We start from the raw sequence: 16,984 nt of genomic DNA on the forward strand, positions 1-16,984 counted from the left end.
AAGCAGGTCCCGAGAAAGGGGGCGAAGCGCGTTACAGGGCGGCGCCGGCCGCGGCGGGTGCCGCGCGGCGAACGGGCGGCGCGGCGTCGCCGAGATCCCAGAAGAGGCCGGCCATCATCTGCAGTCCCTCGCGCACGACGCTCGCGAGCAGGTGCTCGTCGGGCGCGTGCTGCGAGCACGCCGGATACGAGTGCGGCACCCACAGCGTCGGCAGCCCGAGCGTGTCGGCGAACACTTCGTTCGGCAGCGTGCCGCCGAGGTTCGGCAGGATCGCGGGCTTCTTGCCGGTCGTGCGCGCGAGCGACGCGACGGCCCAGCGGACCCACGGATCGTCCGGCGGCAGACGCGTCGCCGGCGCGCCGCGTTCGACGTCGATCTCGATATCGGCGAAACCGTGCGCATCCAGATGCGCGCGCAGGTGCGCATGCAGCGCCTCCCAGTCGGTGCCGACCACGAAACGCAGCTGGCAGTGCGCATACGCGACGGGGGGAATCGCATTGACCGGATGGTCGGGATTGCCGGCTTTGAACGCGAGAATCTCGAACGTGTTCCAGCCGAACACGCGCTCGGCGGCGGAGAGGCCCGGCTCGCCCCAGTCGGCGTCGAGCGCCGGATCACCGGGGCCGCCGCCGACGGACAGGTCGGCGAGCGCGGCGCGCACGGCGGCCGGGATCGGCGGCGGGCGCAGCCCTGCGACGCGGATCGCGCCGCGCGCGTCGACGAGGCTCGCGAGCGCGTTCGCGAGCACGGTCGCCGGGTTGCGCAGCAGGCCGCCCCAGTTGCCCGAGTGATGGCCGCCGTCGCGGGCGCGCAGGCTGAGCTTGAAGTTGACGGAGCCGCGCGAGCCGAGGAACACGGTGGGGCGTTCGGCGGTGAGGCGGGGCCCGTCGGACGCGATCAGCACGTCGGCCGCGAGCGTGTCGCGCTCCTGGCGGCACAGTGCGTCGAGGCCCGGTGACCCGGTTTCCTCGCCCATCTCGATCAGCAGTTTCGCGTTGAAGCCGAGCCGGCCGCCGCGCGCGGCGAGCACGCTCGCCAGCGCGGCCAGGTTGATCGTGTGCTGCCCCTTGTTGTCGGCACTGCCGCGGCCGTACCAGCGATCGCCGTCGACGGTCAGCGTCCATGGCGACAGCGGCGCGCGCCATTGCGCGTCGTAGCCGCGCACGACGTCGCCGTGGCCGTAGATCAGCACGGTCGGCAGCGCGTCGTCCTCGTGGCGCGAGGCCAGCAGGAACGGGCCGCTGCCGTCGGCCGGGTTCTCGACGATCCGCGACGTGAAGCCCAGGCGCGCGGCCTCCGGTGCGATCTCGTCGGTCAGGTAGGCGCGCAGCGCGGCGCCCGAGCCGCTGTCCTGGCTTTCGGTGCGCAGGCCGACGCGGCGGCTCAGGGTCGTGAAGAACGCGCCCGATTCGAACTGGTTCAGCGCGTGCTGGATGGCGGCGGTACGGCTCAAGACGGGTCTCCTGTATCGGTTTTCCGGCGGGCGCGGCGCGCACGACCGGGAGTGCGATCGATTCTAGGAAGCCGTTTTTTTTGTCACAATGATCGAATTTCGAACATTTCTTTGCCGAAAAGGCAAAGCGGAACGGCCTGGGCGACGGGCCCGGGGGACAAAACGATGGCGGCTTTCCTGCATGGTCTTGCGCTGCGGTATTTCGTCGAAGTGGCGCGCACCGGGTCGATCAGCGACGCATCGGCGCGGCTGCACGTGGCCGTCTCGGCAATCAGCCGGCAGATTGCGAAGCTCGAGAGCGAGCTCGGCGCGCCGCTGTTCGAGCGCCGGCCGCGCGGGATGGCGCTGTCGGAGGCCGGCGAACGGTTGCTGGGCTTCGCGCAGCGCAGCCTGCTGGAGGCCGAGCACGTGATGAAGGAAATCGGCGGGCTGGAGGCGCTGCACGGCAGCCTGCTGAAGGTCGCCTGCTCGGAAGGGTTCGCGATCGATTTCCTGCCGGGTGCGCTCGCGGGCTTCAAGGCGCGCCACCCGGGCGTCGATTTCTCGGTGTGGGTCGTGTCGCCGGCGGAGGCGACGCGGCGAGTGCGCGACGGCGATGCCGACATCGGGCTGACGTTCAGCCTGGCGCCGGAGCAGGGCGTACGCGTCGAACACACGGAGCGTGCGCCGGTCTTCGCGCTCGTGCGGCGCGACCATCCGCTCGCGGCGCGCGACTCGGTGTCGCTCGCCGATGTCGCACGGCACCCGCATGTGCTGCCCGAGGCCGGCACGACGGTGCGCCAGCTGATCGACATCGCGTGCGTGCTCGACGGGCTCATGCTCGAGCCGGAGCTGACCAGCAACAACACCGCGGTGATGTACCGCTACGCGCAGCGTACCGGTGCGGTTATGTTCACCGGGCTGCTGTCGGTGCGGGACCGCTTCGATGCGGACGGCTTCGTCGTCGTGCCCGTCACGAACCCCCAGCTGCGCGAGCGCAGCATCCAGGTGCAGACCATGGCGGGGCGCGATCTGCCCGCGTCGGTGCGCGCGTTTCGCGACCATCTGATCGACGTGATGAGCGCCGCGTCGTCGCCCCCGGTTGCCGCGCGCGGCCCGAGACGCCCGAGCGTGAGATAATCGCGAATCCGCCTTCCATGCCCGTGCGGCTCGCCGAGCCGCATCGCCCCTGTTCGACGCCAAATTGAAGAACCTGATTGTTACCCTCGATCGCGCCGGCGAGTTCGACGAGATCATCGACGTGCGCACGCCGCTCGAATTCGCCGAGGACCACATCCCCGGCGCGCTGAACGCGCCCGTGCTCAGCAACGAGGAGCGCGTGATCGTCGGCACGATGTACCGCCAGGTGTCGCCGTATGAAGCGACGCGCGTCGGCGCGGCGATGGTCGCACGCAACATCGCGCGCCATCTCGACACCACGTTTGCCGACCGTCCGCGCAACTGGCGGCCGCTGATCTACTGCTGGCGCGGCGGCAAGCGCTCGGGTTCGATGACGACCTGGTTCAACCTGATCGGCTGGCAGGCGCGCCAGCTCGACGGCGGCTACAAGGCGTACCGCCACGCGGTGTGCGCGACGCTCGACACGCTGCCGACGCGGTTTCGCTATATCGCGCTCGTCGGTCATACCGGCTGCGGCAAGACGCGGCTGCTGAACGCGCTGCGCGACGAAGGGGCGCAGACGCTCGATCTCGAGGCGCTCGCGCGCCACCGCGGCTCGCTGCTCGGCGCGCTGCCGGGCAAGCCGCAACCGTCGCAGAAGGGGTTCGATTCGGGGCTCGTCGAGACACTCGGGCGTTTCGACCCCGAATGGCCGGTGTTCGTCGAATCGGAAAGCCGCAGGATCGGGCTCGTGCACCTGCCGATCGCGTTGATCGACGCATTTCATGCCGGGCCGTGGGTGCAGGTCGAGGCGGCGCACGACGAACGCATCGCGTTTCTCCTTGACGACTATGCTCACCTGTTCGACGAGCCGGCCGCGTTCAAGGCGCAGCTCCAGCGGCTGATCGGCCTGCACAGCCGTGACGAGGTGGCGCACTGGCATGCGCTGATCGATGCCGACGCGCGGGCCGACCTGTTCACCGAACTGATCGACAAGCATTACGATCCCGCCTATGCGCGCACTTACCGCGCCACGTACAACAAGCCGAACCGCGCACTGACGTTCGCTTTCCGGCCGAATGCGGCCGACGGGCGCGAGCAGGCGCGCGCGCTGCTCGACGCGCTCGCGCAGGCCGGGCTGCCGGCCTCGCCCGCCGCCGGCGGGGCGGCACGAGCCGACACCGACCACAACCCTACGACCACCACACGATGACGACCACACGCACCCAACCCAGTCCGGCGCTCGGCTGGATGACCTTCCTGCTGATCGCAGTCGCGGGACTGTTCTACGTGAAATGGTTCCCGTACTACAACAAGGCGTTCGTCGCCGCCGAGCATCATTCGATCGGCCAGTCGATCCTGATGGGCACGTCGGCGAGCGCGCCCGAGCCGTCGCTGAAGGCGGCGCTCGACTACGCATGGGCGTACGGCAAGGCGATCTGGCAGGCCATGGTGCTCGGCCTGCTGCTCGGTTCGGCCGTGCAGGCGCTGCTGCCCGCGCACTGGGTCGCGCGCGTGCTCGGCCGCACGGGCTTCGGCAGTGTCGCCGCGGGCGGCCTGCTGTCGCTGCCGGGCATGATGTGCACGTGCTGCGCGGCGCCGGTCGTCGCGGGCCTGCGTGCGCGGCACGCGTCGCCGGGCGGCGCGGTCGCGTTCTGGCTCGGCAACACGGTGCTGAATCCGGCCGCGCTGGTGTTCATGGGCTTCGTGCTCGGCTGGCACTGGAGCGCGTTGCGGCTCGTGCTCGGCATCGCGATGGTGTTCGGGATCGGCTATCTGCTGAACCGCATCGCGCGTCCTGAGGACCGCAGTATCGACGACGCGCAACTCGCCGCGCTGGTGGCCGAACAGGCTGCCGCAGGCAATCCGTTCGTCCGCTGGATGAAGCTGCTCGCACGCATGGCCGTGCGGCTCGTGCCCGAATACATCGTGCTCGTGCTGCTGCTCGGCGCGGCGCGCGCGTGGCTGTTCCCGCATATCGGCCCGGACATCGGCAACCATCTCGGCTGGATCATCGCGTTCGCGGTCGCGGGGACGTTGTTCGTGATCCCGACGGCCGGTGAAGTGCCGATCATCCAGGCGATGCTGTCGCTCGGCATGGGCGTCGGCCCGGCCGCCGCGCTGCTGATGACGCTGCCGCCCATCAGCGTGCCGTCGCTCGCGATGCTCGCGCGGTCGTTCAAGCCTTACATGCTGGCGATCGTCACGGGCCTCGTCGTCGTGTTCGGGATCGTAAGCGGGCTGCTCGCGATCGCATTCGGGTTCTGACGGACACCCGGACCGGACCGCGAGCGGGCGCGATGGCCGGACAAGTCCGGCTCGCGTGGCCGATCTCGGCGCGGGGCACGACATGCCCGGCTGCCGGCGACCGGACCTGCGTGATGGCCACTGCGGGCCGCTGCGGCGCGCGCCGACCGGTCCCGTCGCATGACCGTCGTATTCATCCGGCGCCGCCGCCTCACGCGCGCGGTGCCCTTTACAAGAAGCAAACAGGAAAACGCATGACCCAACCGAAGATTCATCCTCGACTCGAAAAGGCGCTGACGCGCGGCGATCTCGCGATCCGCCAGGCCAATTCCGCGCGGGCGACTGCCGTGCTGAACGCGCTCGGCACGATGATCATCGAAGCCTCCGCCACGATCGGCGTCGAGGCCAGCATCGAGATTCCGCAGGGCGACCGCATCTACGATCCGGTGAACGGCCTGTGGCCGCAGAAGATGCTGGTGTCGTTCGACGGTCCGGTCGACGAAGCCGACACGGAAGAACTGCGCGCGGTCTATCTGGTTGCCGACGATCCGGGTACGCAGTTCCGCGTCGAATGGCATCGCGCGGACGGCAAGCTCGGCCGCCACGAAGGCGGCCCGCTGGCGACCGTCGCATTCCTGACCGACGTCGAGATTCCGTGGAGCGACGACGACGAGTAACGCCGCCGCCGCTTCGTCGCCGCTTCGTCGCCGCTTCGTCGCCACTTCGTCGCCACTTCGTCGCAGCGAGCCGGCGCGCCGTGCGCGCCGGCCGTCAGCGCATCATGCGCCGCCGGAACAGCCACGCGGAGACGATGAATCCGCCGACCGCATAGCCGGCGAGCACCGCGAGATGCAGGCCGGCGTCCGTCGCCGGCCGGCCGAGCATCGCGGGCCGGATCAGTTCGACCGCGTTGGCGAGCGGCAGCACGTGCGCTGCATGCTGCGCGACGGGCGGCAACTGCGTGATCGGGAAGAACACGCCCGACAGCAGCAGCATCGGCGTCAGCACGAGCGTCTGATAGAACATGAAGAAGTCGTAGGACGGCGCGAGCGCGGTGACGATCATCGCGGTGCTCGCGAACGCGAGGCCGGCGAGCGCGATCACGGGTAGCGCCGCGAGCATCGACGGAAACCGCGCATAGCCGAGCAGGCCCGCGACGAGCATGATCGCCACGCCCGACAACAGCGCCTTGCTCGCCGCCCAGACGATCTCCCCGAGCACGATGTCGCCGAGCGCGAGCGGCGTGTGCATGATCGCTTCCCAGGTGCGCTGCACGTGCATCCGCGAGAAGCCCGAATACATCGACTCGAAGCTCGCGGACATCATCACGCTCGAACCGACCGTGCCGGCCGCGAGGAACGCGATATACGACACGCCGTCGACGTGGCCGAGCATCAGGCCGAGCCCGAATCCCAGCCCGAACAGGTAGATCATCGGATCGGCGAGATTGCCGAACAGCGACGCGAGCGCGAGCTTGCGCCACACGAGGTAGTTGCGCCGCCACACGGCGATCCAGTTGGTGGCATTCGCGGGCAGCGCGACTGCGAAGCGTGATTCGCGTGGCGGTGCGGACGGCGCGGCGGCGGAATAGTTGCGTGCGTCCATGATCGATCAGTCCTGCATTTCGCGGCCCGTGAGCCGCAGGAACACGTCTTCCAGATTGGCCGGACGATGCAGATAGCGCAATCCCGTGCGACCCTTGAGTCGGGCACTGAGCGGCTCGGGATCGCTCACGTAGCAGAACAGCGTCTCGCCGCTGATCTCGGTGCGTGTCGCGAACGGCGTCAGCTCGTCGCGCAGCGCGACCGGGTCCGGCCCGTAGATCTCGATCACGTCGCAGCCGATCTCCGATTCGATCAGCGCGTGCGGCGCGCCTTCGGCGATCTTGCGGCCTTCCTCGATCACGCACAGCCGGTCGCACAGGCGCTCGGCTTCCTCCATGAAATGCGTGGTGATCAGGATCGTCTTGCCGCGCGCGAGCAGCGAACGCAAGCGCTCCCACATCAGGTGCCGTGCCTGCGGATCGAGCCCGGTCGTCGGCTCGTCGAGCACCAGCACGTCCGGATCGTTGACGAGCGCGCGAGCAAGCGTCAGACGGCGCTTCATCCCGCCCGACAGCTCGCCGACCTTCGCATCGGCCTTGTTTTCCAGCTTCGCGAATTCGAGCAGCGGTTGCACCAGCGCGCGTGAAGCCTGCGCCGACATCCCGAAATAGCGGCTGAACACGAGCAGGTTTTCGCGGACCGTGAAGTCGGGGTCGAGGTTGTCGAACTGCGGGACGACGCCGACGCGCTGGCGCGCATGCCGCGCGCGCGACGGAACCGGTTCGCCGCACAGTGAAATGGTGCCGGCGTCGGGATACACGAGGCCGAGCAGCATCTTCAGCGTCGTGGTCTTGCCGGCGCCGTTCGGCCCGAGCAGGCCGTAGCATTCGCCGGCCTGCACGTGGAAGGACAGGTCGTTGACGACGAGCTTGTCGCCATAGCGCTTTTCGACGTTCCGGAAATCGATCGGTGCAACGGACATGGGCAGGTTGTCGTTGTAAGCGGGCGCGGACGCGTTTCGCGGCCGGCCGGATGGGCATGCCGGTCGGCGAACGGATCGGGCGAATGCGTGTCACATGGGCATGACCGGGGCGAACGCACGTCGAGGACGCGAACGGGCCATTCTAGTGCATCGGCTGCGTCTCTTCAGGGCGTGCACGCGCGGCACGGTGCATGCGCGCACGGATCGTGCACCGCATCATCGCCGACGCGCCCCGCGTGGCGAATCAGCGTTTTCCATCCCTTGCGTCCGGAATTGCGGCGCACCATGATGAGTGCATAGGGCACGTTGTCGCGATAGGGAGGTCTCATGGCTAGCTACAACAAGATTCTGCTGTGCTACGACGGCACGCTCGAAGGGCGCAAGGCCTTGCGGTGCGGTGCGAATCTCGCGCTGGACCTGAAGGCGGAAACGCATTTGCTGTCGGTCGTCGACATGCGCTCGAGCATCGCGCAGAGCGCGGGGCTGCTGACCGACGTCGCGTGCGGCCGCTTCGAGGAAACCGCGCGCGAGATCCTGCAGGAAGGCGTGAACTGGCTGCGCGAGCGCGGCGTCCAGGCGGAAGGCCATTTTGCGTTCGGTTATCCGATCGACGAAATCGCGAATCTCGCGACCGAGTTGAAGGCCGACCTCGTCGTTGTCGGCCATCGGTGCCGCAGCGGATTGTCGCGATGGTGGATGGGGTCGGGCAATACGCAACTGCTCGATCGCGTGAACTGCAGCATTCTGGTTGCGTGTTCGTCGGCGGAAGAGCAAAAGGCCGAGATCGCGCGCGAACGCGAAGCGGCCACCGCGAGCGGCAAGTGACACAGTGATCGTGTGACCGGCCGGGTTGTGCTGCGATCCGCGCCGGTTGCCCGCCATGCCGCCGCAGCGGCATCGATCCGATCGCGACCGCTCACGCGCGCAGGTCGATCGCGGACAGCTTCCACGAAAACAGGCCGAAGCGGTGGAAGATCGCCGCATAGCGCGTGCCGTCGGCACTGCGCTGGTAGGTCACGACAAATTCATCGATATTCCGGTAGCCGGCGCTCGTTTGCTGCGGATGGCGCGTGTCGCCCGGGCCGGCTGGCGCGGGTGCGGGGGCCGGCGCGGAGGCGACCGAGGCGGAAGCATTGCCGCCCGGTACGGGTGTGCTCGCGGGATTGGCCGGCGGTGCGGCCGATACGTTGCCAGGCACACCACCCGCCGGCGGGCCCGACCATTCGGGTGGCCGCTCGCCCGGATTACCGCGCGGGGGAATGCCGCTCATCAGCGCCGCGACGCCTTCCGGTGTCGCATACGCATCGACGAGCGGGCCGATCAATGCAGAGCCGATCAGCGCGCCAATCACCGCGAACGGGTTGTCCTTCTTCACCGCGTCGATCCGGCGCATCAACTCTTCCGTGACCTGCTGCTTCAGACTGACGCGCAGCGACGGAAAATCGACATATTCGCTGACCGATTGCGCATCGCGCGCATCGATCGCCGATTTCAGGCGACCGAGCGCGACATACGGCGATGCATACGCATAGCCGATCGCCACCAAAACGGCGACGGCCAGCACGACGATCAACAGGGGCTTGCGCCGCCACGCGCGGCCCGAAGATCCAGTCACGATGCCTCCGGTGCGGACAGGTTCCGCAATCAGAGACCGCCGTGCGTGGCCGATCGTTCCTCGTCGATGCAGCGATCGATCATCCGGCACACGGCATCGATCGTCCCGACCATGATCAGGCGCGACCGGCCGTGATAAACGCGCACGGGCGCACGGCGCGCCGGTTCCGCGTGATGCAGGCCGGCGTTCAGCGAGACCCGCGCGAAGGCGGGAAGCGCTGACGGCAGCAGCGACGCCTGCCGTTCAACTGCGACTTCTTGGCTCACCACGGGCGCCGCGGCGGACAGCGGCGCGCAGGGCGTGCGGCCGCGCAGGTGACGCAGGCGACCGAATTGACGGAAAGGCAGCAAACGGGAAAGGCGTTCCATGATGTTCTCCTCAGCGAGACCGATTGTCAGAGTTCGCCCGAGCGGATCAGCCCGACGGCGATGCCTTCCAGCGCGAATTCCGCGCTGCCGGCCTTGACGAAGATGTTTTCGTAATCCGGGTTCTCCGCGATCAGCTCGAGGCCGCCTGGCCGGCGCATCAGGCGCTTGACCGTGACGTCATCGCCAAGCCGCGCGACGATGATCTGGCCGTCCTTCGCTTCCGTGCGCTTCTGCACGGCGAGGAGGTCGCCGTCGAGAATGCCGGCGTCGCGCATCGACAGGCCGCGCACCTTCAGCAGGTAGTCGGGCTTGCTGGTGAACAGCGCGGGATCGCACGCGTAATGCTGCGAGATGTGCTCCTGCGCGAGGATCGGGCTACCGGCCGCCACCCGGCCGACGAGCGGCAGCGACAGTTGCATCAGGCCGGCATGCGGCAGCGTGAACTGATGGGGGGCGTCGTCGATGCCGAGCAGGCGGATGCCGCGCGACGCGCCGGCGGCCAGCTCGATCACCCCTTTGCGCGCCAGCGCCCGGAGGTGTTCCTCGGCCGCATTCGGCGAGCTGAAGCCCAGCTCTGCCGCGATCTCGGCGCGCGTGGGCGGGAAACCGGAGCGCTCGATCGCGCGGCGGATCAAGTCGAACACTTGCTGCTGACGGGCAGTGAGTTTGGTCATGGCTGAACTGTATGGATAGACAGTGAGCTGTATTTTTATACAGTACTTCGCGAATTTCAAGTGTTACTTGAAGTTCGACGCGATCGCGCCGGTTCCGACGTGATTTCGTGACGCCCGGGCGCCGGTTCATCTGCCTCAACCGTCCGTCCCGTCTGCGTTAGCACTTTTGAGTATTAAAAAATGAGGAACGATTATTTTTAATCATGTAACCCGTTCGCTAGACTGGCCCGACATCGCAATACCGACAACACTGGAGAACCAAGGATGGCGAAGCGCAATACGGGGCTGGTGGGCGGAGTGGGCCGCCTGATCGCAACACTCGCGCTGGGCGCGGCGGCGGCGCTGGGCGTCGCGACGCATGCCCAGGCCGATACGACGTTCCTGAACGTGTCCTACGACCCGACGCGCGAGTTGTACCAGGACTTCAACCAGGCGTTCGGCAAGGCGTGGAAGGCGCAGACGGGCGAGACGGTCAACTTCAAGCAGTCGCACGGCGGCTCGGGCGCGCAGGCGCGCTCGGTGCTCGACGGCCTGCAGGCCGACGTCGTGACGCTGGCGCTCGCCTACGACATCGACGCGCTCGCCAACAAGGGGCTCGTCAACAAGGACTGGCAGAAGCGCCTGCCGGACAACGCATCGCCGTACACGTCGACGATCGTGTTCCTGGTGCGCAAGGGCAACCCGAAAGGGATCAAGGACTGGGATGACCTGACCAAGCCGGGCATCTCGATCGTCACGCCGAACCCGAAGACGTCGGGCGGGGCGCGCTGGAACTACCTGGCCGCTTGGTCATACGCCGTCCACAAGCCGGGCGGCAACGAGCAGACCGCGAAGGAATTCGTGACGAAGCTCTACAAGAATGCGGGCGTGCTCGACTCGGGCGCGCGCGGTGCGACGACGAGCTTCGTGCAGCGCGGGATCGGCGACGTGCTGATCGCGTGGGAGAACGAGGCGTTCCTGTCGATCAAGGAATTCGGCACCGACAAGTTCGAGATCGTCGTGCCGTCGGTGAGCATCCTGGCCGAGCCGCCCGTTGCCGTGGTCGACAAGGTGGTCGACAAGAAGGGCACGCGCAAGCTGGCCGAGGCCTACCTGAATTTCCTGTACAGCCCGCAGGGCCAGGAAATCGCGGCACGCAACTACTACCGTCCGCGTTCGAAGAACGTGCCGGCGGACCTGACGAAGCAGTTCCCGAAGCTGAAGCTGTACACGGTCGACGACACGTTCGGCGGCTGGACGAATGCGCAGAAGACGCATTTCGCGGACGGCGGCGTGTTCGACTCGATCTACAAGCCGCAGTAACACCAGGCAGCACACCATAACGACAGCGGCGCGCCACGACAGCGCGCCGCATCCCCGACGGCCCGCCGGCGCGACTCCCCGCGCCGGCGTTTGCGTCGGACCCGTGAGCAGCAACGACCCAGCAAGAGCATCCGATGACGACGTACACCTTTCGCAAGCCGAGCGCGCTGCCCGGTTTCGGCGTGACGCTCGGCATCACGGTGGCCTATTTGAGCCTCGTGGTGCTGATTCCGCTCGCCGCCACGTTCCTGAAGACCGCGACGCTGTCGTGGGACCAGTTCGTCACCGCCGTCGCGTCGCCGCGCGTACTCGCGTCGTACCGGCTGACGTTTGCCTCCGCGCTCGGCGGCGCAGTGATCAATGCCGTGTTCGGCTTTCTCGTCGCGTGGGTGCTGGTGCGCTACACGTTCCCGTTCAAGCGGCTCGTCGACGCGATCGTCGACCTGCCGTTCGCGCTGCCGACGTCGGTCGCCGGCATCTCGCTTGCCGCCGTCTACGCGACCAACGGCTGGGTGGGCCAGTATCTCGCGCCGTTCGGCATCAAGATCGCGTTCACGCCGGTCGGCGTGCTGGTCGCGCTGACCTTCATCGGGCTGCCGTTCGTCGTGCGCACCGTGCAGCCCGTGCTCGAGGATTTCGAGCGCGAGCAGGAAGAGGCCGCCGCGTGCCTCGGCGCAACGCGCTGGCTGACGTTCCGCCGCGTCGTGCTGCCGGCCGTGCTGCCCGCGCTGCTCACCGGCTTCGCGCTGGCGTTCGCGCGCGCGCTCGGCGAGTACGGGTCGGTGATCTTCATCGCCGGCAACGTGCCGATGAAATCCGAGATCACGTCGCTGCTGATCATCACGAAGCTCGAGCAGTACGACTACGCGGGCGCGACCGCGCTGGCGGTCGTGATGCTGGTCGTGTCGTTCCTGATGCTGCTGCTCATCAACACGCTGCAGTGGTATCTGCAGCGCCGCACGAGCAAGGGCGCGAGCGGCCCCGCGCCCGCGACCGTCACCGTTGCCGCGAGCGCCGCCGGAGGCCAGCAATGAGCCAGGAGTCCAGTGTCGTGCTGAACGATCCGTCCGCCGTGCGTGCGCGCGGCGCGAAACGCCTCGACCCCGTCAGCGAGCCGCGCGCCGTGCGCTGGCTGCTGATCGGCGTCGCGCTGGCGTTCCTCGCGTTCTTCCTCGTCGTGCCGCTCGCCGCGGTGTTCTTCGAGGCGCTGCGCAAGGGCGTCGGCTTCTATCTCGAATCGCTCGCCGATCCCGACGCATGGTCGGCGATCAAGCTGACGCTGACGGTCGCCGTGATCGCGGTGCCGCTGAACCTCGTGTTCGGCGTGTGCGCGTCGTGGGCGATCGCGAAGTTCGAATTCCGCGGCAAGGCGTTGCTGACGACGCTGATCGACCTGCCGTTCTCCGTGTCGCCGGTGATCTCGGGCCTCGTCTACGTGCTGCTGTTCGGTGCGCAGGGCTGGCTCGGGCCGTGGCTGCAGGGCCACGACGTGCAGATCATCTTCGCGGTGCCGGGTATCGTGCTCGCGACGATCTTCGTCACGTTCCCGTTCGTCGCGCGCGAACTGATCCCGCTGATGCAGGCGCAGGGCACCGACGAGGAAGAGGCCGCGCGCGTGCTGGGCGCATCGGGCTGGCAGATCTTCCGGCGCGTGACGCTGCCGAACGTGAAGTGGGGCCTGCTGTACGGCGTGATTCTGTGCAATGCGCGCGCGATGGGCGAGTTCGGCGCGGTGTCGGTCGTGTCCGGCCACATTCGCGGCGTGACCGACACGATGCCGCTGCACGTCGAGATCCTGTACAACGAATACAACTTCGCGGCGGCGTTCGCGGTGGCGTCGGTGCTGGCGCTGCTCGCGCTCGTCACGCTCGCGCTGAAGCTGCTCGCCGAGCGTCACCTCGCCGCCGAACTGGCCGGCGCACGCGATGACGTTCCCGCTCATGCCGGCCCCGCCGCCGTCATTTCGTCGAAATCGTAAAGAGGCAACCAGAATGGGTATCACCGTCCGTCACCTTCAGAAGCGCTTCGGCGATTTCACCGCGCTCGACAACGTGTCGCTCGACTTTCCGCCGGGCGAGCTCGTCGCCCTGCTCGGGCCGTCCGGCTGCGGCAAGACCACGCTGCTGCGCGTGATCGCGGGCCTCGAGCACGCGGACGCCGGCCAGGTCGTGCTGCAGGGGCTCGACGTCGCGTCGGTCGGCGCGCGCGAGCGCCAGGTCGGTTTCGTGTTCCAGCATTACGCGCTGTTCCGCCACATGACCGTGTTCGAGAACGTCGCATTCGGGCTGCGCGTGAAGCCGCGCCGAGAGCGGCCGTCGGAAGCCGTGATCCGCGAGAAAGTGCACGAACTGCTGAAGCTCGTGCAGCTCGACTGGCTCGCGCAGCGCTACCCGTCCGAACTGTCGGGCGGCCAGCGCCAGCGGATCGCGCTGGCCCGCGCGCTCGCGGTCGAGCCGAAGGTGCTGCTGCTCGACGAGCCGTTCGGCGCGCTCGACGCGAAGGTGCGCAAGGAACTGCGCGGCTGGCTGCGGCGCCTGCACGACGACCTGCACATCTCGACGATCTTCGTCACGCACGACCAGGAGGAGGCACTGGAAGTGGCCGACCGGATCGTCGTGCTGAACCGCGGTCATGTGGAGCAGGTCGGCAGCCCGCAGGACGTCTACGATCATCCGCAAAGCGCGTTCGTCTACGAATTCCTCGGTGCGGCGAACCGGCTGCCGGGCACGGTCGCCGGGCGCGGCTTCGTCGCCGAGGGGGCGGCCGCGCCGATCGCGGTCGACGCCGATTTCGCGGGCCCCGCGAACGCATACGTGCGGCCGCACGACCTGCAGCTGTGGCCGGCCGGCGACGGCCATCGCGACGGCATCGCGGTCGACGTGCGCCGCGTGATCCCGCTCGGCGGCTCGGTGCGGGTCGAACTCGAGGCGCGCACGGGCGGCGCACTCGAAGCGGAACTCGATCGCGACGCGTGGCGTGCGCTCGCGCTGCAGGTCGGCGACGGCGCGACGGCCGTGCCGCGCGCGGTCCGCGTGTTTCCCGCACACTGACGCCCGCCGCGGTAAAGAGAAGAGGGCGGATACCGCTCCGAATCGACATTCAAACAACGACAGCCTAAGAGGCATACCCATGAATTTTCAGCAATTGCGTTTCGTGCGCGAGGCCGTGCGCCAGAACATGAACCTGACGGAAGTCGCGAACGTGCTGTACACGTCGCAGTCGGGCGTGTCGAAGCAGATCAAGGATCTCGAGGATGAACTGGGCGTCGATATCTTCATCCGGCGCGGCAAGCGGCTCACGGGGCTCACGGAGCCCGGCAAGGCCGTGCACCAGCTGATCGAGCGGATGCTGCTGGATGCGGAAAACCTGCGCCGCGTCGCGCGCCAGTTCGCGGACCAGGACAGCGGCCACCTCGTCGTCGCGACGACGCACACGCAAGCGCGCTACGCGCTGCCGAAGGTGATCCGCCAGTTCACCGACGTGTTCCCGAAGGTGCATCTCGCGCTGCGCCAGGGCAGCCCGCAGCAGATCGCGCAGATGATCCTGAACGGCGAAGCCGATCTCGGCATCTCGACCGAGGCGCTCGATCGCTATCCGGACATCGTCACGTTCCCGTGCTATTCGTGGCACCATACGGTCGTCGTGCCGAAGGGGCATCCGCTCGTCGGCCGCGAGAACCTGACGCTCGACGAAATCGCCGAGTACCCGATCATCACGTATGACCAGGATTTCACGGGCCGCTCGCACATCGACCAGGCATTCGCGCAGGCCGGCGCCGTGCCCGACGTCGTGCTGACCGCGATCGACGCGGACGTGATCAAGACCTACGTCGAGCTCGGGATGGGGATCGGCGTCGTCGCGGCGATGGCCTTCGATCCGCAGCGCGACACCGGGCTCGTCGCGCTCGATACGCAGCACCTGTTCGAGGCGAGCACGACGCGGGTCGGGTTGCGCAAGGGCGCATTCCTGCGCGCGTATGCGTACCGGCTGATCGAGATGTTCGCGCCGCACCTGAACGAAGCGGAAATCGCCGGGCTGCTGCGCGAAGCGGTCTGACGGCGGGACGATGTTCCGGGGGCGCGGCAGGCGCCCTTCGGACGCATTGCATCGGGCGCCGATGTTGTATCCGCCATTTCATGGTGTGCCGACGCGTCGGACCTTCGATCGAAGCCGTCGCTGACAAGCCGGGTTGCCGCGAGCGGTGACCGTCACCTATTCGCCGATCAACAGAAAAACAAGACGGCGCATGCGCGTGCGTCGCTTCGACCATGTCGAACGCACCATTTGTATGATTTAATTCGCCGAAGCGCCGCATGCGAACCGCTTCGGCGCGCCGCCGTCGGACGACCGCGACGAAGCGGCGCCCCGGAACACGGTGTAACGCACCGCAATCGGCACGTGCAACCGCGCGCTCCGAATAAACCCTTAAATATTGATCAGACGGGTTGCGCGTCGAACCGAAACGGTACAGCATAGCTTTCGCTCTGCCGGTGTCCCGCCGGCGGTGGCGCGTCGACGACAGCACGCGCCAGGCAGTCGGCCGTCTGCCTCGCTTCCATTCCGTGGTACCGACAAGCAGCATCGATGGCCAATGCCCGGGAAGCGTAGCGCAAACGTTTGCTCACATTAAAACAACAGTCAAACAATAATCTGGCCCGTCGGGCCATCGCCAGGAGATGTGTATGAATGTCCTCTTTCGCCGTCGCTTCCTGACCGCCGCGCTTGCTGCCGTCGCGGTCGCTGCCGCACCGGCCGTCCATGCGCAGGCTGCGGCCAAGCCGAAGGTCGCGCTCGTGATGAAGTCGCTCGCCAACGAGTTCTTCCTGACGATGGAAAACGGCGCGAAGGAATACCAGAAGCACAACGCCGGCCAGTTCGACCTGATCACGAACGGCATCAAGGACGAGACCGACACCGCGAACCAGATCCGCATCGTCGAGCAGATGATCGTGTCGAAGGTCGATGCGATCGTGCTCGCGCCGGCTGATTCGAAGGCGCTCGTGCCGGTCGTGAAGAAGGCGGTCGACGCGGGCATCACCGTCGTGAACATCGACAACCGGCTCGACCCGGACGTGCTGAAGTCGAAGAACCTGAACGTGCCGTTCGTCGGCCCCGACAACCGCAAGGGCGCGCGCAAGATCGGCGACTACCTCGCGAAGCGGCTGAAGGCGGGCGATCAGGTCGGCATCCTCGAAGGCGTGTCGACGACGACCAACGCGCAGCAGCGCACGGCCGGCTTCGAGGACTCGATGAAGGCGGGCGGGATGAAGGTCGTGTCGGTGCAGTCGGGCGAATGGGAGATCGACAAGGGCAATGCGGTCGCGTCCGCGATGCTCAACGAATACCCGAACCTGCGCGCGTTGCTGTGCGGCAACGACAACATGGCGATCGGCGCCGTGTCGGCCGTGCGCGCGGCGGGCAAGCAGGGCAAGGTGTTCGTGGTCGGCTACGACAACATCAACGCGATCAGGCCGATGCTGAAGGACGGCCGCGTGCTCGCGACCGCCGACCAGTACGCGGCGAAGCAGGCCGTGTTCGGCATTGACACGGCGCTCAAGGCGATCGCCGAGCATCGCAAGCAGGCCGACATGTCCGGCGTGGTCGAGACGCCGGTGGATCTCGTGACGAAGTAACGCCGCCCCGTCGCGGCCGCCGGCCTCAAGAATCGGGCCCGGCGGCCGTTATACGGAGTGAGCGCGAT

General features: G+C 67.6%; 17 protein-coding genes. 11 read left to right on the plus strand and 6 right to left on the minus strand.

What is annotated here, in order from left to right; all coding sequences use genetic code 11:
* Positions 1 to 31: 31 nt before the first annotated feature.
* On the minus strand, positions 32 to 1,453 hold the full coding sequence (locus U4Y91_RS30365) for a M20 family metallopeptidase (protein ID WP_321808154.1): 1,422 nt from the start codon (positions 1,451 to 1,453) through the stop codon (positions 32 to 34).
* A 165-nt stretch (positions 1,454 to 1,618) separates the two neighbouring features.
* Here U4Y91_RS30365 and U4Y91_RS30370 point away from each other — a divergent pair, with 165 nt between their 5' ends.
* The 4 genes from U4Y91_RS30370 (at position 1,619) to U4Y91_RS30385 (ending at position 5,475) form a co-directional block, all read left to right on the plus strand.
* A complete protein-coding gene (locus U4Y91_RS30370) occupies positions 1,619 to 2,572 on the plus strand; it encodes a LysR family transcriptional regulator (protein ID WP_321808155.1) in 954 nt (317 codons plus the stop codon).
* Between the two features lie 64 nt (positions 2,573 to 2,636).
* Positions 2,637 to 3,764 carry a tRNA 2-selenouridine(34) synthase MnmH gene (gene mnmH / locus U4Y91_RS30375; RefSeq protein WP_321808156.1) on the plus strand — a complete coding sequence of 376 codons (1,128 nt, stop codon included), beginning with the start codon at positions 2,637 to 2,639 and terminating at the stop codon, positions 3,762 to 3,764.
* Positions 3,761 to 4,819 (plus strand): permease, encoded by a 1,059-nt coding sequence (locus U4Y91_RS30380; protein WP_321808157.1) that lies wholly within the window; start codon positions 3,761 to 3,763, stop codon positions 4,817 to 4,819. Before mnmH ends, U4Y91_RS30380 begins: the two co-directional genes overlap by 4 nt.
* Positions 4,820 to 5,052: 233 nt before the next feature.
* Positions 5,053 to 5,475 carry a hypothetical protein gene (locus U4Y91_RS30385; RefSeq protein ID WP_321808158.1) on the plus strand — a complete coding sequence of 141 codons (423 nt, stop codon included), beginning with the start codon at positions 5,053 to 5,055 and terminating at the stop codon, positions 5,473 to 5,475.
* Between the two features lie 94 nt (positions 5,476 to 5,569).
* Here U4Y91_RS30385 and U4Y91_RS30390 read toward each other — a convergent pair whose 3' ends face one another.
* Together U4Y91_RS30390 and nodI are read right to left on the minus strand one after the other, a co-directional pair.
* The gene (locus U4Y91_RS30390) at positions 5,570 to 6,403 is read right to left on the minus strand and encodes an ABC transporter permease (protein WP_321808159.1); all 834 of its coding nucleotides are present in this window, start codon (positions 6,401 to 6,403) and stop codon (positions 5,570 to 5,572) included.
* Positions 6,404 to 6,409: 6 nt separating this feature from the next.
* The gene (nodI, locus tag U4Y91_RS30395) at positions 6,410 to 7,324 is read right to left on the minus strand and encodes a nodulation factor ABC transporter ATP-binding protein NodI (RefSeq protein ID WP_257773158.1); all 915 of its coding nucleotides are present in this window, start codon (positions 7,322 to 7,324) and stop codon (positions 6,410 to 6,412) included.
* 327 nt (positions 7,325 to 7,651) lie between these two features.
* On the opposite strand from nodI, the gene U4Y91_RS30400 reads away from it, so the two are divergent.
* Positions 7,652 to 8,149: a universal stress protein gene (locus U4Y91_RS30400; protein ID WP_044843612.1), complete on the plus strand. Its 498-nt coding sequence runs from the start codon at positions 7,652 to 7,654 to the stop codon at positions 8,147 to 8,149.
* Positions 8,150 to 8,240: 91 nt separating this feature from the next.
* On the opposite strand, the gene U4Y91_RS30405 is transcribed toward U4Y91_RS30400, so the two are convergent.
* The 3 genes from U4Y91_RS30405 to lexA are packed head-to-tail and all read right to left on the minus strand — an operon-like array spanning position 8,241 to position 9,981.
* Positions 8,241 to 8,939, minus strand: a complete 699-nt coding sequence (locus U4Y91_RS30405) for a DUF2939 domain-containing protein (protein ID WP_321808255.1) — start codon at positions 8,937 to 8,939, stop codon at positions 8,241 to 8,243.
* Between the two features lie 29 nt (positions 8,940 to 8,968).
* Positions 8,969 to 9,307, minus strand: coding sequence for a hypothetical protein (locus tag U4Y91_RS30410; protein ID WP_044843610.1), 339 nt, complete (start codon positions 9,305 to 9,307; stop codon positions 8,969 to 8,971).
* 26 nt (positions 9,308 to 9,333) lie between these two features.
* Positions 9,334 to 9,981, minus strand: a complete 648-nt coding sequence (gene lexA, locus U4Y91_RS30415; protein WP_006754655.1) for a transcriptional repressor LexA — start codon at positions 9,979 to 9,981, stop codon at positions 9,334 to 9,336.
* 264 nt (positions 9,982 to 10,245) lie between these two features.
* Between lexA and U4Y91_RS30420 the strand changes: the two genes are divergently transcribed.
* The 6 genes from U4Y91_RS30420 (at position 10,246) to U4Y91_RS30445 (ending at position 16,916) form a co-directional block, all read left to right on the plus strand.
* Positions 10,246 to 11,283 (plus strand): sulfate ABC transporter substrate-binding protein, encoded by a 1,038-nt coding sequence (locus tag U4Y91_RS30420; protein WP_321808160.1) that lies wholly within the window; start codon positions 10,246 to 10,248, stop codon positions 11,281 to 11,283.
* 134 nt (positions 11,284 to 11,417) lie between these two features.
* Entirely contained in the window at positions 11,418 to 12,317 is a 900-nt protein-coding gene (gene cysT, locus U4Y91_RS30425) for a sulfate ABC transporter permease subunit CysT (RefSeq protein ID WP_321808161.1), read from the plus strand.
* A complete protein-coding gene (gene cysW, locus U4Y91_RS30430; RefSeq protein WP_321808162.1) occupies positions 12,314 to 13,261 on the plus strand; it encodes a sulfate ABC transporter permease subunit CysW in 948 nt (315 codons plus the stop codon). Before cysT ends, cysW begins: the two co-directional genes overlap by 4 nt.
* A gap of 13 nt (positions 13,262 to 13,274) precedes the next feature.
* Positions 13,275 to 14,333, plus strand: coding sequence for a sulfate/molybdate ABC transporter ATP-binding protein (locus U4Y91_RS30435; protein ID WP_257773162.1), 1,059 nt, complete (start codon positions 13,275 to 13,277; stop codon positions 14,331 to 14,333).
* A 79-nt stretch (positions 14,334 to 14,412) separates the two neighbouring features.
* Complete coding sequence (locus tag U4Y91_RS30440; RefSeq protein WP_059606665.1) at positions 14,413 to 15,339, plus strand: CysB family HTH-type transcriptional regulator; 927 nt, start codon at positions 14,413 to 14,415, stop codon at positions 15,337 to 15,339.
* Positions 15,340 to 15,965: 626 nt separating this feature from the next.
* Positions 15,966 to 16,916 (plus strand): sugar ABC transporter substrate-binding protein, encoded by a 951-nt coding sequence (locus U4Y91_RS30445; RefSeq protein ID WP_321808163.1) that lies wholly within the window; start codon positions 15,966 to 15,968, stop codon positions 16,914 to 16,916.
* Positions 16,917 to 16,984: the final 68 nt, after the last annotated feature.

The sequence above is a fragment of the Burkholderia sp. BCC1993 genome, assembly GCF_905339865.1.
In the GTDB taxonomy this organism is placed as follows: Bacteria; Pseudomonadota; Gammaproteobacteria; order Burkholderiales; family Burkholderiaceae; genus Burkholderia.